Consider the following 15398-nt stretch of genomic DNA (forward strand, 5'->3'; position numbering starts at 1 on the left):
ATATATTTCTTCTATTATTTAGTATAATTATGGAAAGTTTTAGTAAATATTATTCGATTAGGTGTCTAGGGCGGTACCTCCGTAAATTACAATATTATGAAAAATTGAAACCTTCCTTCAATTAAGCCCGTCTAATGATAGAAAGAGGTGTTTGCGTGGAAAAACAAAAAGTAAAAAGTGAGTTTCTTGAATGGCTTAAAGCAATCGCATTTGGCGTCATTCTCGTTTGGGGCATGCAATATTTTTTATTTACACCAGTTCTTGTGCAGGGGGCTTCCATGATGCCATCCTTTGAAGACGGGGATCGCATTGTTGTAAATAAAATTGGTCCAAAGCTTACCGACTATGATCGATTTGATATCGTTGTATTCAATGTAAAAGAGGAAACAAACTACATCAAACGAATCATCGGCCTTCCTGGAGATCACATTGCCTATGAGGATGATGCGCTTTACATTAACGGAAAGAAATATGACGAGCCTTATCTAGAAGAATATAAAAAGGCCTTAGTAGATAGTGGTAGCTTAACAGAAGACTTTACGTTGGAAGAAAAACTAGGCGAAACGGTGGTACCGGATGGATATCTTTTTGTCATGGGCGATAACCGCAGATATAGCTTAGATAGCCGTGAACCAAGTCTTGGGTTTGTTTCAATGGATAAAGTACTGGGCACTGTCAGTATGAGATTTTATCCATTTGAAAATTTTGGTTTAATTCAATAATAGCAACGACAAAAGCGTAATTGGGTCAACCTCCAATCCGCTTTTTTTGTTATTTCTTTAAATCCACCTCAATTTGTGGGTTACTCTCTTTTAGCAGGGAGGCGAATTTTTCTTTATCCTTTGGTGAGACAAGTGCCATGCCAAAGCCAGTGCTATAAGTTATTTCAAGCCGATCGATTGAAAGTGCGAAAGAGGATAATGGATTTTTTGTGCTTTTGATTTTTTTAATATCCTTTATTAGGATCTTCTGTTTGATCGGACCGCTTTGGATCACCAATACGTCATCACTAACTTTATAACCTGTCGTAAACCAACACCAAATTAACATGATGGTAAAAGGAATCGTGAAAAAAAGAGTAACAAAGTCTCTTTCAATAAATAATGGAATAAAACAAACAATGATACATCCCCAATAGATCGGATACAACCACAAGTCTTTTTTAGATGGAAAATACATTCAAATCCCAACCTTTCATGAATAATTGTACGACTTTATTGACATCGTGCTCAAGTAGATATTCCCTTCATATTTCTAATTAATTTAGGAAAACGAAATATTTTTATAAAATCTCTTAATTGTGTCTAAATAATGTCTACTTTTATGGTAGAATTAAAGGGAAATAGATTAATTATTTATTAATATAGTTTTCTAACATAATAGTTAACGGAGGAATTAAAAGGTGGAAAACAGTGAGGGGAAAATATGGACGGGGCAATTTTTCGTTGCGCTCATTAACAACTTCTTTTTATTTATCGTGTACTATGCCTTACTAACGATATTGCCTGTATACATAATAAACGATTTAAAAGGGACAGAAGGGCAAGCTGGATTAGCGATTACCATTTTTATGTTGTCGGCCATTGCAGTAAGACCTTTTGCAGGGAAAATAATTGAAAAGTTTGGAAAACGGAAAATTTTATTAATATCAGAATTGTTCTTCTGTATTTCAACGATTCTGTATGTATTTATTGATTCGTTACCTCTACTTTTTGCGCTACGTCTTTTCCACGGGATCTGGTTTAGTCTTGTTACGACTGTATTAATCTCGATTGTGAATGATATTATTCCGGATAGTCGGAAAGGGGCTGGCATTGGATATTTTTCAATGTCATCAAATTTAGCAGTTGTATTCGGACCATTTATTGCCTTAACGACGATTCAATGGTCTACATTCAAAATACTAGTGATTGCACTAGCAACTGCGGTTGTGATTGGGTACTTATTTGCTTTCACCTTGAAAGTAAGGGAGTATCAAGTGCCGCGCACAACTGAAAAACGAGCTCGTCTAACGTTGCATGATTTGTTTGAGGTAAAGGCGCTTCCAATTGCGATTATTGCAGGGTTAACGGCATTTGCGTACACAAGTGTGATGTCCTTTATCTCGGTCTATGCAGAAACAAAAGATGTCTTTGAATATGTTAGTTTGTTCTTCGTTGTGTTTGCCGTTGCGATGATGTCGGTGCGTCCTATAACCGGTCCATTGTATGATACAAAGGGACCAAGCGCGGTATTATATCCGTCGTTCATCTTTTTTGCAGCGGGATTATTTTTACTTAGTACAATGGACTCAGCGGTAACGTTATTTATCGCGGCTGTACTAATAGGTGTCGGTTATGGATCGGTTGTTCCGTGCGCTCAAGCGTTAGCTATCCAATCCGCAGAAAAACACCGTAGTGCCCATGCAACCTCAACCTTCTGGACATTTTTCGATTCAGGCATGGCTCTTGGTGCGTTTTCATTAGGAATTGTATCAGCACACTGGGGATATTCGTCACTGTATGTTGTTTGCGGTTTCGTCATTATCTTTACGATTGTTATCTATTGGTTATTATTACGAGGGCATAAAAAGGTTACATATACTGACTCTGCCTCCGTACAAGGAAAATAAAATGGAATTGAAATGGTGAGAAGCTTTCGCCATTTCTTTTTTTCGAAAAAATGATAATTATCACAGATCACATCGGTAGCAAACGACTTAAGCAATCGCGCTTAGGACATCCAACAAGAAGTATCCAATTACCGTTTATAATTAGAGAAGACTTGGTTTCGCGGCCAAGTCTTTTTTCTTGTGAGATTTAAAGCCAGCGCAAGGAAATGGTTAATTTGCAACAATCCGAGCCTTCAACCTCAGAAGAAAATTCTAACCGTAACCCATCTGGATTAAAGTGAATATCTACTTTAGAGGTTATACCAATCGAATCAATTAAACGTTTTACCTCTTCCATATCGGACTGTTGGGCATGATCCATGATTCTAGTATCAAAATCTCTGGATGTAGATAATCTTTCCAACACTTTACTTGCATCTTCCATCAATTTTTTCGATTCATTGGCAGATTGATATAAAAGATCAGAATCCACGGGCGGGTATGGATTTTGCTGATTCGGTTTTGGTGCGGGTGTATTTGTTGGTTGTCTTTGTGCTATTTTTTGTGCTTTATTTGGTTGAGTTTCAACAGGTCGCACTAGAGAATTTGCGTGTTGATACAAAAGTCGTGGGTCAGCATATGGAACATGTTCATTAGCTCTATACGAACCTCTCGCATAAGGGGAGTAAAGGTAAACTGGTTGAAAGAAGTAATACAAAATTGAGCCCCTCCTTTATAAAATACATCCTCTAGTCATCGTATGTGAGGGAAATATTCCTTAAGTGGATAAAAGTCTAGAGTGTGCTAGCCTATTTTAAGTGGATTGAGCGTTTTTCATAGAATCTTTAGTGAATGGGTGTGATGAATGAAGGACAATTTAATTAAAATCTGCAGCAAAATTGTCTTTCATCCGGCTTATGAAGGACGAATTGATTAAAATTCGCAGCCGAACAGTCTTTCATCGAGCTTATGAAGGACAATTTGATTAAAATTTCTAGCCGAACTGTCTTTCATCAAGTGAATGAAAGCCACTTTAATTAAAATTCCCAATAGAACTGTCCTTCATCAAGCCTACCAAGACCCCTATATTGCGGATAACTCTGCAATAAACCCCACCACACAAAAAAAGGAATCCACTAACTAATGCGGATCCCTTACAAAGCCACGTTTTGAATTACCACTTTCATACCATAAAACAGATAACATAAACCAGCTATAGCCGAGCATCCACCCAGCTAACACGTCTGATGCGTAGTGACTTGCGTCTGTTACTCGTGACAATCCGATTAACAAAAATAAAATACTCGCACAAAGCCAAACCAAAAGCCTCACCTTTTTTGATGCAATCAATTGATTTAACACGTAGGCAATCGTTAATAAATACAGCATCCCATGTAACGCATGTCCTGAAGGGAAGCTAAATGTAGAAAATTGGTCGACAATATCTGGACGCGGCCGACCAATTGCCCGTTTCAAAAACTGGTACAAAACATAACTAAATCCAACCGTCATTATCACAAATAGCATTAATTTATAATCGCGTAATCGAAGCCAAATGAAAATAATTAAAACAATCCCTATGAAAAAAATAAATTTTGTTTCACCGATATGATGGAACATCGCGATGAATTGATTTCCATATAATACATCAGCTAATTGTTTGTCAAAGGCTTCAATGAAAGAGGTTTCATAGGTCATCCATAAAATACAAAAGCCAAGAAAAGTGAAAATTGCCAAACCGTAATACCATTTCATCATCTTCAGAATCCCTACTTCAAAAATTTAATATTAGTATGGCTCGAATAAAAGGAAAGAAACGACCTTAGATGGCTATGAAGGAAAAAATGCGATTTTTAATAAGTTTGCATGGTATTATTGGAAAAATGAACATGTTTTTTTAAAAAAATTTCGGATGAGGAGGGACAATGAATGGCTATAGCAGTGGCTTTTATCTTGTTGGTCGTTATAATGGCTTTAGTTTATTATTTTAGTAGAAATAAATCGAAAAAGTGGAAAGTAATTGCTTGGGGGATCACGACAATGTTAGCGATCACACCGTTGTTATCTTGGTTAATTAGCATTACAGTTGCAATCATTGTACAAGATGGATGGGCAGCTGTCGGATTAATGATGATTCTATTACCATTATTTTTTGTCATCGGGCTTATCATATTGCTCGTTGGTATTTTTAAAAAGTTTGAGATAGCTTAAATACATTTTTTACCTTCTAGATTTTTCTAAAATATAATTCTAGAAAAATTCACATTTGTAAAATTCGGAAATTTGTTTTACAATTGGGATAAATTTATTAGTTCAAAAGGATTATTAATAGGGAAATACTAGGGGGTAATATGTATGGTGTCATGTCAAGAATGTTTCGAGAAAATTGAAGAGTATTCATATTTTTGTAAAAATTGTGGAACCTTTACGAATAAAAACTCTATCGAAAATGATGAACTTAAAAAATTATATCAAAATAAAATGAAAACGTTTATTAACAAAGTTCAAAACGAAAATGGGAATGAAACAAAGGTACTTTGGAATGAGACGATTAATCGCTATGTTCAAACGTTAACAAAAATGCAATCAATCGTCTCACATCCCGAAGTTAAGGATACGATTCGAACAAATACGTCTCTCATTACGAATATTACAAATTACATAGAAAAAAGTCGTACACCAGAATTTCATATTGCATTTGTAGGTGCCATTAAAGCTGGTAAATCCACTTTAATTAATGCTTTATTAGGAAAACAATTAGCATCTACTTCAGTTACACCTGAAACAGCGGTACTAACAAAATTCCGTGTAGCAAAAGATAATAATTACGTAAAATTAAGTTTTTATAATAGTCATGAGTGGGAAACTTTGTGGAAAAGCGTTCATGATTCAAAATCTACGTTATTTTTAGAAGAATATAATAAATTACAAGCCGATTCTGAAAAAGGAAAATGGATTGGACAAGCAGATAAGACGATTGCATTTGATAGTGAAGAGTCATTGAAAGCAGAAATTGAAAAATGGACGTCTTCAAAACAAGCAACCCATTATTTTGTAAAAGAAGTAGAAGTAGGACTTACAGATTTTGGATTACCAGAACAAGTCGTATTTGTTGATACGCCAGGTCTTGATGATGCAGTACGGTACCGTTCAGATGTAACGAGAAGATATATTGACCGAGCAAATGCAGTGTTTGCATGTGTAAAATCCGATGCAATGACGGGACAAGAATTAGCAACATTATATCGCGTATTCTCCAATACACGTTATAACCCAGAAAAAGTATATGTGATTGGGACGCAATGGGATACATTAAACCGTCCAGACGAAAACTGGAAGCAACAAAAAGCTGAGTGGACAAAATATTTAAAACAAGACGATTGTTACGGCAATGAAATTTTAGCAGAAAAGAATGTATTTGCTGTTGCTTCCTATCTTTATAATTTAGTAACAAATTACGAAAATTTAGATGATGACTCGATGTTCGAAATTGAATCTACGGCACTTAAATTTAGAATAAGAGATATCGAGGCAAATCTAGACAAGTTAAAAGAATTATCAAACATTGATTTCTTAAAACATATTTTAAGTACAGAAATTATTTCAAAATATCAAGATATTCTATTTGAAGATTTAGAACAATCTTACCTAGATATTAAACAAGATATTCAAACGTTCTTTGAAGACGTTCGTAAAAACAATATACAACTATTAGATGCTGCAAATAGTGATATCGATCAAATTCAACGAGAGCGCGAAAAAAGTAAACAAAACCTTGAGGAAGTTCAACAGCAACGTGAAAGTTTAGTTAACACACTTAATTTAGTTCGTCGTAGTACGGAAAAACGTGTAGACGAGCTTTGTGACCAAATTAAAAAGTTGGCCACTCGATAAAATGTATAAAGCGATTGATATAGCAAAATGGCTTGATGGGATCGTTGAGGGCGAACCATCTACGGAAGTGAATGGCATTGCTTTAATTGATGACGCAACTTCTACAGACTTAACTTATATCCGAAAACAAAGTGATCTTCAAAAGATTGAATCGACAAAGGCTGGTGTTATTTTAGTTCCCCCAATTCTTTCACTTCCAAGAGGCAAAACGTATATAAAGGTACCATGTTTACCGGAAGAAATGCTGCCAATGTTATTAAGAAAGTTTCAGCAAAAGGCCAAAACCACTTCGAATATTTCGCCTCAAAGTGTCATCGGTCAAGACGTTTCGATTGGCGAGCAGACAATAATTTATCCGAATGCAGTGATAGCAGACGGGGTGACAATTGGTGCGCACTGTATCATCTATCCGAATGTTGTAATAGGTGAAGGTGTAACGATTGGTTCTGGCGTCATAATCCATCCCGGAGCAATAATTGGCTCGGATAGTTTTGAATTTATTAAAATCGGCCAAACACACGAAAAACTCGTTAATGTAGGGAATGTAATCATTGGTAATCATGTGGAAATTGGCGCAAATACTACAATCGATAAGGGAACAATCGGAACGACCATGGTAGGTGATGGAACGAAAATTGATAATTTAGTTCAAATTGCCCATGAAGTGAAAATTGGTGAAAATTGCATCATTGCTGCACAAGTTGGAATCGCAGGTTGGGCAAAGATAGGGAATTTTACCACAATCTATGGACAGTGTGGAATTGTTGGTGATATTGAGATTGGTGATCATGTGGTCGTAATGGCGAAATCCATCGTTACGAAAAACATTAAAAATAATCAAATCATCTCAGGAAATCCAGCGGTGTTACATTCGGAAAATCTAAAATTTCAAGCGCAAATGAAAAGAAAAATAAGCGATAAGGAGAATCATTAATGTTTCCACCAAAATTGCCGATTCCTTTTCCAATTCCAGATTTAGGTACGATTTTTAAAACCGCTAAAAAAATATTTGATTTGTTCTTTAATAAAGATCAAGAACAAGAAGCGGTTAAAGAAACAATCAGCAAGCAAAAACCGACAGATATAAATGTTACAGAAATTAGTGATATTTACGAGTTGAACTCAATATTAAATAGTTTTTCGATGCTGTTACAACAAAAGGCAAACACCATTGAGTATGAAATAATAAAAGAGTGTAATTATTTCTTTGACGATTTACAGGATACGTTAAGCATGTTGAATGACGATAATAAAAATTTTATTTTATTTAAACTGGATCGATATACAAGAAAGCTTGAAAAAATAAAATCCGATTTAACCGGGACTATGGCTAATTTTATTTCAAGACGCGTATCGTTGGATGATGAAGAGTGTAGAAGGATCTTAAAAATGCTTCCTGGTGCAACAAAAAGTAAACGAATGGACGAATTTGAACAGTCTGTTATTTTTGAAGCAGTAATGGAAGTAACAAATAAAATCAAAGAGAAAATGGTAGATTTTGAAGAAGATTTAGTTCAAGTCATTGAAGATCGTATGGAAGAAATCAGTAAAGTTGCCACTAAAAATGAATCTAGTTTTTTACAGTTGATTGAAAGTAAAAATCATGATGTTCAAAAATATGAACAAGTGAAAATAGAAAGTATGCTTGCGGTTGAGCAAAGCGAATACTTACTAGATTTATTAAGAAAGGAGTCTTAGTAATGGGAACAGGGATAACAAGAAGTGTATTGCGAACAGTTGGCGGTAAAGCAGGGGACTGGGCAGCAGATAAAATTGACAACGTATTAGGTCCTGCGGGAAAAAGTAGCAGCAAAGTGAGTAGAGAAACAGGGCAAGAAGATGAATACAATCCCGAAACGGCGCGAATAGAAGAGACTAAGCGTATTAATGAATCTTTAAGAGATTATACAAGAAGTTTAGAACCCGTTGCGGATAAATTTGAAAGAGATTGTTTAAATACGTGTAGAGAAAATATTAATCTTTTAGTAGAAGATATTAAAAAAATTAACGTGCAAGACTACAATGGAAAAAAGTTAAATATTAACATTAACCGATTGGAACGAAAATTACAATCCGTTGAGAAAAATGTGATTGGGAAGATAAAAAATGAATTATCAAGAAAAGTATCCATTGATGATTCGGAATGTTTAAACATATTGAAAATGAAAAAAGGTCAGGCAAAAGAAAACGCGATGAAAGAATTTTCAAATCGGGTCTTTAGCAATTCGCTAGTTGAACTTTCGGAGACAATTCGTGAAACTGTAAATGAACAGTGTAGCCTGATTACAGATCAAATTGAAGATCGTTTAGAAGAGATTACAAACTCTTTACAAGAAATCTCTATGCAATTTGATGAAATTGAACAATTAAAAGAAAAAGATGCAGAAGTGTTAGAACAAAAGAAATGTGACCTATATTTTACTTTGTCCATTTGTGATATGGTGCTTTCAGAATTGCATCAACAACCTCGAGAAAAGGTGACAGTATGAACTTAGATTGGAATAAAATTGGCATCGTTACAAAAACAGATTTTGACCGACTTGAAGAAAAAGTGAACCAACTGATCGCGATGCAAGAAAAAAATGAAAAAGTAGTAAAAAAGCTCAATACGGATATGAAATCATCTCTGAAAGAATTACATAATAAAATTGATTCAATAGAAGAAAAGAGTGCGGCTTCAACTAAGGGGTATGAGCACCACATGGAAGAAATCGATAAAACACTTAAACGTTTTGAAGAAGTAGTGAAACTTTCTTTAATTAACAATCTATTTACAGATATCCAACAAGAAGCAGATTCTACGAAAAAAACAAGTAGAATAAAAGTAAAAAACTAAATCTCTTAGAATAAGTAGGTGACGAAATCCAGTTCGCCTATTTTTTTTTGAGGTTCTCACCCCCACCTCTCACATTCATTAGGCTTTCTGCATATTGTAATGAAAGTCTAATCGTGGGGTGGAAGTATGAAAAGTTTCAAGTTTCCTGCTCTATTGGCTGGTCCGATCCTTCGACGAGTCGAGCCAACGAAGGCGTATGTTTGGGTAGCGACAAGTAAAGCGTATAGCATTGGGGCTCAGATTTATGAAATTACAACAAAACATACAAAGGACTACTATTCCAAATTACGCGCAGCCACCGAAACAACAACCGTTCAGTTTGGAGAAAATCTTTTTATTCATTTAATCAAAATCACGCCTAAAAATGGACTTTTTCCTACCAATCAATTAATTGGCTACAACCTCTATTTTACGATCGATAATGAATCCTTTGATTTAGGTGATTTGGATTTGCTTTCTGAAGATAACCCAAATAACATCCTCTATGATTCACTCAACTATCCAACCTTCTTTATTGCCGACAATCATAATTCTAACAACTTCCTATATGGCTCTTGCCGAAATCTCCATGGGGAGGGGGAGGACACCTTAGCGAATGGCGATCGGGAACTAGCCGAAAAGAGCCGAGACCTTACACAACGTCCACAAGCACTCTTTACTATGGGAGATCAAATCTATGCAGATAATGTAGCCGATCCACTCTTTCGACCAATCCACGAAATCAGCAGCGCGCTAATCGGAGTAAATGAAAAATTGCACACTATTGATAAACGCCTTGCCAAAAAACCTTATAACACCTCCCTCTACAAAACGAATGGTAGAACGGCCATCATGAAACAATTTGCAGAGTTTTCATCACGAAAGGCTGCCAATCACATGATGGAATTTGGGGAGTTTGCAGCTTTATATTTATTTTATTGGAGTCCAGTGCTTTGGGAGGTTGTAAAAGATTATGCACTTTTTGAATCCTTCCAAGAAGCGCTAGATAACGACCATATTTATATCGAATCCCAAAGTGATAAGTTGAAAAAGCTCGAAACGAAACAATTAGAAAAACGCTATACCGAGCATGAAAAAGCCCTTGCCAACTGTCATCAAACAGCTTATAAGATTAGAAGATTACTAGCAAACATCCCGACGTATATGATATTTGATGACCATGATATTACGGATGATTGGAATATTAACGCAGAGTGGAAAGCGACTGTCCAAAAATCACCTATAGGAAAACATGTCGTTACAAACGGGTTAACGGCTTATTGGGCATTTCAAGGATGGGGAAATGCGCCAGAGTCATTTGAGGAGGAGTTCATTTCGCAGCTGCAACACTATTTTCATTCATTACAAAACGAACAAATCGACTATCGTTCATGGATGGACCTGTTATGGGAGCACCGTCCGTGGCATTTTGTGGCGCCTACAAATCCAAAGGCCGTTTTCCTTGATACACGAACGATGCGAGAGTATGAAGATAAACCGCATACGACTAAAATCGAACAATTATCGCCAGAAACGTATCCACCACAACTCGTAAATGATGAAGAATTTGAAGCACTAGCGAAACAATTAGAAGAAAGTGAATGGGAAAAGGGGACCCCGTTAATCGTCATTTCTGCAACTCCGGTTATTGGTTTTGAAATAATTGAGGAGCTCGTTTCTACATTTACACCTTCTTTAAAAATGCTAGGGGTAGAGGTACAAACGGTTTTTGATGTTGAAGCGTGGAAATATAATGGGAAAGGCTTAACGCGCATTTTAACCCAGCTAGCCAACTGGAATCCAAGCCAGTGCATTATTTTATCAGGGGATGTACATTATGGATTCTCCGTGAATTCTACTGTCACATTTGCGGATGGAAAAGAGTTAACGATTAAGCAAATTACATCAAGCCCACAAAAAAATATGAGTTTTCATCGATTAGGCCCACTCATGAAAATCGTCACAGCAATCAATTCTCGTTTAAAAGAAAATCAACTCAACTACCGCTATTGTGATCCATCCTACCAAATCCACACAAATGATACCCCAGATGAACAGTTCATATGGAAAGAACAATTTAGTTATGACCAGCTAACTCGTTTGGCGATTATTGAAACGGATAATCACTTAGGGTTGTTAACTGTAAAAGACAATGAAATTACTAATAAGTTTTTAAAATAAAGCGTTGCGACTCCGAGAACTGGTGAGTGAATCAATGTGCTATCCCATAAATTTCCACAAAAATAGACAAAAGCGAGCATCTATAAGGGTGTTCGCTTTTATTTGGCGAAAATGATAGAAGATTTAACTGAAAATAAATACCTTTTTCACATAATATTTAATGTATAGTAGGTTGATTTTACTAATTTAACTTTTTCGTATTGGGAAATCACAGATTAAAATAATTTTCCCTAAATAAATTCTCCTAGTAAATACTGTAAAATCACTCATAATGAAACCATTTCACCATACAATTTTAAAACAAACAATTTTCTTCTATAACAAAATCTATGGGGATTGAGGTTGATAACTTTGATCAATGATGAGCTGAAAAACGAGCAATTGTTTTTAGAAGACACGATCCAGAAAATTGATTGCGAATTATACACGACATCGAATGAGACAACGATGGAAGAATTAAAAAAACAGCCCTACTTTGGGAAAATGGAGATCAATTCAAATCGACATGGGCTTGAAACATTCTATATCGGAAAAAAAGGACTTCACACTAGTGAGGAAGAGATCGTTGTTTTGGATTGGAGAATGCCAATTGCTTCTACCTATTATAATTTTACACCCGAACAAAGCTTACAAGTGTATGAGATTGATAAAAATGGCGAGACCCAAAAAGAAGTAGTGGACGTACTTTCCAAAAAACAAATCCTCATTCACAATCAAAAAGTGACGAATATTATTGAACAGTTTCCAAGTTCAGATTTAGAGCGAATGCCGAGGCAATGGCAATCAAGAACAAATACAAAAGAAATGTTGCATTCAAATCTTGATGAAAGAGAAACAACGGGTAACTTAAAAGAAATTATCGAAACCATTCAACAAGAACAAAATATCGCCATTCGACACAGTCTTAATAAAAATATCATCATCCAAGGCGTTGCAGGCTCAGGAAAATCTTCCATCGCATTACATAGGCTATCTTATTTGTTGTTTAATAACGAACATTTAAGACCCGCTAACTTTTTATTAATTGCATCATCCAAAAGATCGATGCTACCCTTTGAAAAGCTCATCCTACAACTGGATCTAGCAGGCATTCATCAGAAGACAATATGTCAGCTAATGGAACAAAATTTATCGCCCTATGTCACAATTGACACATCACCGAACTATGCCCGCTATTACGATGAAATGGTGTTTAAAGAAGATGATCAAAGTATCAGTGAAGCGATAAAATTTAAAGCGTCAAAACGATTTGCTCAATTACTAGAAGCACATGTGGAAAGGGTGACGGAAAGTTATCGCGATAGCATGATTCCAATTGCTTATGGACATGTATCAATAACAGAAGAGGATCTAGTCAAAATTTTTGATCAATATGCGCATCTTCCTTTCTGCACAAGGGTACAGAAGTTTTTAATGCATGCCGAAAACGTCTTCAAAAATGTACTGGACCAACAAATGAAAGAACTGACAGACAAAACAACTGAATTTAAAGAATTTCTGATGGAAGTTGAATTGGAAGCGGGAGAAATAGTTTTTGTGGAGTCGTTAATTACGGACATAAAAGAAAAGAAAATAGATAAAATGACCGACGAGTTCGATCAAATCATGACCAATTGGAAAAATGCCATGAATCCTGGAACGATTTTAGAAATTTATAACCAATTATTTGTGTACTTCGCGAAGAATGACTACGACAATGAAGAAATCAAAGCACTGCTCTATTATTACGAACCAGGGAAGATTGATTTTCACGATTATGCGCCGTTATGGTATCTTCATGTCCTATTAAATCAAAACCATCCCGTGTACAAACATGTCGTCATTGATGAAGGGCAAGATTTAAGCTATATCCATTACGCCACGCTAAAACGAATGTGTTCAACTATGACAATCATTACCGATGTAAATCAAGCAATCTTAATGGAAGATCGGGAACAATCGTGGGAAGAGGTAATTGAATGCTTTGGCGAGGAAACAACGATTGTCGACTTGAAAAACAATTATCGCTCAACAAAAGAAATCGTAAAAGTAGCCAATCATGTGTTAAATGTTCGGTTTAATGAGGAGGATGCCATTAAATCCGTTTGCAGTAGTGGCAGTCCCGTCACGTTTGAGACAATCGACTCCGGAAAAACACTGATGATGAAAATTGAACAAACGCTCAAGCAATGGGAAAGGAAATACAAACGAATTGCCATTATCCATAAAGATGAAAAGCGAGCAGAGGCCCTAGCAAAAGAATTACAGAAACGATTTGATCAAGCAAGCTATGCGGAGGGAATTCAGGACCTCGATATCTCTGTCATCGCTGTATATAATGCAACAGGAATGGAATTTGATGCAGTAATGTTAGTGAATGCCAATGACATCAGCTATCCAAACGACGATATTCACACTAAACTATTGTACGTCGCCATCACACGTGCCCAAAAAGAACTGAAAATCTTCTATCAAAACAACCCATCCCCATTACTAGAAGAGCTCGTATACAGTGACACTAAGGATGCTGTGAATTTCAGTCATGTTACTTAATGGGTTTCTAAACTGGAGGAAGGACAAAACGTTGGAGGAAACTGCTGATTATGGGCGGTTGGTTGGAATTGAGGGCGGTTGATCGGAATTGAGAGCGGTTGATTGGAATTGAGAGCGGTTGGTTGGAATTGAGAGCGGTTGGTTGGAATTGAGAGCGGTTGGTTGGAATTGAGGGCGGTTGGTTGGAATTGAGGGCGGTTGGTTGGAATTGAGGGCGGTTGATCGGAATTGAGAGCGGTTGGTTGGAATTGAGGGCGGTTGGTTGGAATTGAGGACTGTTGGTTGGAATTGAGGGCGGTTGGTTGGAATTGAGGGCGGTTGATCGGAATTGAGAGCGGTTGATCGGAATTGCGAGCACTTGCCCGGAATGCGACCGCTTATCCTCAGAATCCATGCTAAAGAAGGGGCTGCTATATTCGGCAGCCCCTTCCTTATGAGTTATTTAATTCAAGTAGTACCTCGTTAAGCTTAGGAAACTCAACATAACAAAACATGTTGCAGGCGAGATTCCAATAATCCTGCCACTAAAAGCATTCAACCGCAAGCCAATCCACATGAACATCGATTTTTCCCGAAGTATAGTGAATAGGCTGGTGGGAATTCTGCATTTACCCGCTGTACGGCTTTTGCAAAATCGGCCTCAGTGGTAGGGACCGGTGCTAATGAATCAGCTTTTGCCTGGGTGTCTATGGTTGCATTTGGCGGAACAAAACTATTGGCCTTGATTTTAACTCCATTCGTAACCGTTGCACCGGTGGAAATAAATGCGCCTTCACCCACCCAAGCATTATATACAATTGCATTAAATCCAACAAACGTATTATCCTCAAGCACGGCTGGTCCATGAATGAGTGATCCATGGGCACAGGAAACTTTATCCCCGATATAAACAGAATATTTTTTGCCGCCCACCTCAAAATGTCGATCCCTTAATCCGTGAAGAATGACCCCATCTTGTAAGTTACTTTCGTTTCCAATATAAAAGGGTGTTCCCTCATCTGCGCGGACACTCACAAATGGTCCAATAAATGTTTGATTGCCAATCGTCACATCCCCGACAATAAAGGAAAAGGGGCTCAAAAATGAGGTGCTTTGAATGGTAGGATAACGAGGATCCGGATTGAACGAAGTAGGTGGATTCGCCCCAACAAAAAAACTATATTGATTGACTGGGGTTGGAACATTTCGAAAATAGTGCAAAGGCAATTCTCCCATCTCAAAACAGATTTATCACCATTATATTCTTAGAAACAAACGGTATGATTGAGTGTAATTAATAGCCAAAATGCAGAGGATATTAGCCAAATGAATGTAATTATTAGCCAAAATGCGGGGGTTATTAGCCAAACTTGACCTAATATTAGCCAAACAATCCAAGCAGTTCAA

At 36.6% G+C, this 15398-nt stretch carries 14 protein-coding genes; 10 read left to right on the forward strand and 4 right to left on the reverse strand.

The window, feature by feature from the left end; translation table 11 throughout:
* The first annotated feature begins 134 nt into the window (after positions 1-134).
* Positions 135-722, forward strand: a complete 588-nt coding sequence (gene lepB, locus EK386_RS14475) for a signal peptidase I (RefSeq protein ID WP_126659895.1) — start codon at positions 135-137, stop codon at positions 720-722.
* A gap of 49 nt (positions 723-771) precedes the next feature.
* On the opposite strand, the gene EK386_RS14480 is transcribed toward lepB, so the two are convergent.
* A complete protein-coding gene (locus EK386_RS14480; RefSeq protein ID WP_126659896.1) occupies positions 772-1179 on the reverse strand; it encodes a PH domain-containing protein in 408 nt (135 codons plus the stop codon).
* A 223-nt stretch (positions 1180-1402) separates the two neighbouring features.
* On the opposite strand from EK386_RS14480, the gene EK386_RS14485 reads away from it, so the two are divergent.
* Positions 1403-2611, forward strand: a complete 1209-nt coding sequence (locus EK386_RS14485; protein WP_126659897.1) for an MFS transporter — start codon at positions 1403-1405, stop codon at positions 2609-2611.
* 187 nt (positions 2612-2798) lie between these two features.
* Here EK386_RS14485 and EK386_RS14490 read toward each other — a convergent pair whose 3' ends face one another.
* On the reverse strand, positions 2799-3308 hold the full coding sequence (locus tag EK386_RS14490; protein ID WP_126659898.1) for a YuzC family spore coat inner layer protein: 510 nt from the start codon (positions 3306-3308) through the stop codon (positions 2799-2801).
* 422 nt (positions 3309-3730) lie between these two features.
* Positions 3731-4348, reverse strand: coding sequence for a phosphatase PAP2 family protein (locus tag EK386_RS14495; protein WP_126659899.1), 618 nt, complete (start codon positions 4346-4348; stop codon positions 3731-3733).
* 171 nt (positions 4349-4519) lie between these two features.
* On the opposite strand from EK386_RS14495, the gene EK386_RS14500 reads away from it, so the two are divergent.
* The 8 genes from EK386_RS14500 (at position 4520) to EK386_RS14535 (ending at position 14012) form a co-directional block, all read left to right on the forward strand.
* Positions 4520-4801 carry a hypothetical protein gene (locus tag EK386_RS14500; protein ID WP_126659900.1) on the forward strand — a complete coding sequence of 94 codons (282 nt, stop codon included), beginning with the start codon at positions 4520-4522 and terminating at the stop codon, positions 4799-4801.
* Between the two features lie 144 nt (positions 4802-4945).
* Positions 4946-6484: a dynamin family protein gene (locus EK386_RS14505; protein ID WP_126659901.1), complete on the forward strand. Its 1539-nt coding sequence runs from the start codon at positions 4946-4948 to the stop codon at positions 6482-6484.
* On the forward strand, positions 6453-7418 hold the full coding sequence (gene lpxD, locus EK386_RS14510; RefSeq protein WP_126659902.1) for a UDP-3-O-(3-hydroxymyristoyl)glucosamine N-acyltransferase: 966 nt from the start codon (positions 6453-6455) through the stop codon (positions 7416-7418). Before EK386_RS14505 ends, lpxD begins: the two co-directional genes overlap by 32 nt.
* The gene (locus EK386_RS14515; protein ID WP_126659903.1) at positions 7418-8182 is read left to right on the forward strand and encodes a hypothetical protein; all 765 of its coding nucleotides are present in this window, start codon (positions 7418-7420) and stop codon (positions 8180-8182) included. Before lpxD ends, EK386_RS14515 begins: the two co-directional genes overlap by 1 nt.
* A 2-nt stretch (positions 8183-8184) precedes the next feature.
* Entirely contained in the window at positions 8185-8973 is a 789-nt protein-coding gene (locus tag EK386_RS14520) for a hypothetical protein (RefSeq protein ID WP_126659904.1), read from the forward strand.
* Positions 8970-9320: a hypothetical protein gene (locus EK386_RS14525; RefSeq protein WP_126659905.1), complete on the forward strand. Its 351-nt coding sequence runs from the start codon at positions 8970-8972 to the stop codon at positions 9318-9320. Before EK386_RS14520 ends, EK386_RS14525 begins: the two co-directional genes overlap by 4 nt.
* Before the next feature lie 126 nt (positions 9321-9446).
* A complete protein-coding gene (locus EK386_RS14530; RefSeq protein WP_126659906.1) occupies positions 9447-11480 on the forward strand; it encodes a metallophosphoesterase family protein in 2034 nt (677 codons plus the stop codon).
* Between the two features lie 342 nt (positions 11481-11822).
* A complete protein-coding gene (locus EK386_RS14535) occupies positions 11823-14012 on the forward strand; it encodes a HelD family protein (protein ID WP_126659907.1) in 2190 nt (729 codons plus the stop codon).
* A 534-nt stretch (positions 14013-14546) separates the two neighbouring features.
* On the opposite strand, the gene EK386_RS14540 is transcribed toward EK386_RS14535, so the two are convergent.
* A complete protein-coding gene (locus EK386_RS14540; RefSeq protein WP_246027683.1) occupies positions 14547-15212 on the reverse strand; it encodes an LbetaH domain-containing protein in 666 nt (221 codons plus the stop codon).
* Between the last annotated feature and the right edge of the window lie 186 nt (positions 15213-15398).

Source organism: Lysinibacillus antri, from assembly GCF_003977595.1.
GTDB classification, from domain to species: Bacteria; Bacillota; Bacilli; order Bacillales_A; family Planococcaceae; genus Ureibacillus; species Ureibacillus antri.

What these genes read in the sequence shown, in the direction of transcription:
- lepB (WP_126659895.1), top strand. Translation starts at nt 135, where the DNA reads ATGATAGAAAGAGGTGTTTGCGTGGAAAAACAAAAAGTAAAAAGTGAG.
- EK386_RS14495 (WP_126659899.1), bottom strand. Translation starts at nt 4,348, where the DNA reads ATGATGAAATGGTATTACGGTTTGGCAATTTTCACTTTTCTTGGCTTT.
- EK386_RS14500 (WP_126659900.1), top strand. Translation starts at nt 4,520, where the DNA reads ATGGCTATAGCAGTGGCTTTTATCTTGTTGGTCGTTATAATGGCTTTA.
- EK386_RS14505 (WP_126659901.1), top strand. Translation starts at nt 4,946, where the DNA reads ATGGTGTCATGTCAAGAATGTTTCGAGAAAATTGAAGAGTATTCATAT.
- EK386_RS14480 (WP_126659896.1), bottom strand. Translation starts at nt 1,179, where the DNA reads ATGTATTTTCCATCTAAAAAAGACTTGTGGTTGTATCCGATCTATTGG.
- EK386_RS14530 (WP_126659906.1), top strand. Translation starts at nt 9,447, where the DNA reads ATGAAAAGTTTCAAGTTTCCTGCTCTATTGGCTGGTCCGATCCTTCGA.
- EK386_RS14525 (WP_126659905.1), top strand. Translation starts at nt 8,970, where the DNA reads ATGAACTTAGATTGGAATAAAATTGGCATCGTTACAAAAACAGATTTT.
- EK386_RS14520 (WP_126659904.1), top strand. Translation starts at nt 8,185, where the DNA reads ATGGGAACAGGGATAACAAGAAGTGTATTGCGAACAGTTGGCGGTAAA.
- EK386_RS14515 (WP_126659903.1), top strand. Translation starts at nt 7,418, where the DNA reads ATGTTTCCACCAAAATTGCCGATTCCTTTTCCAATTCCAGATTTAGGT.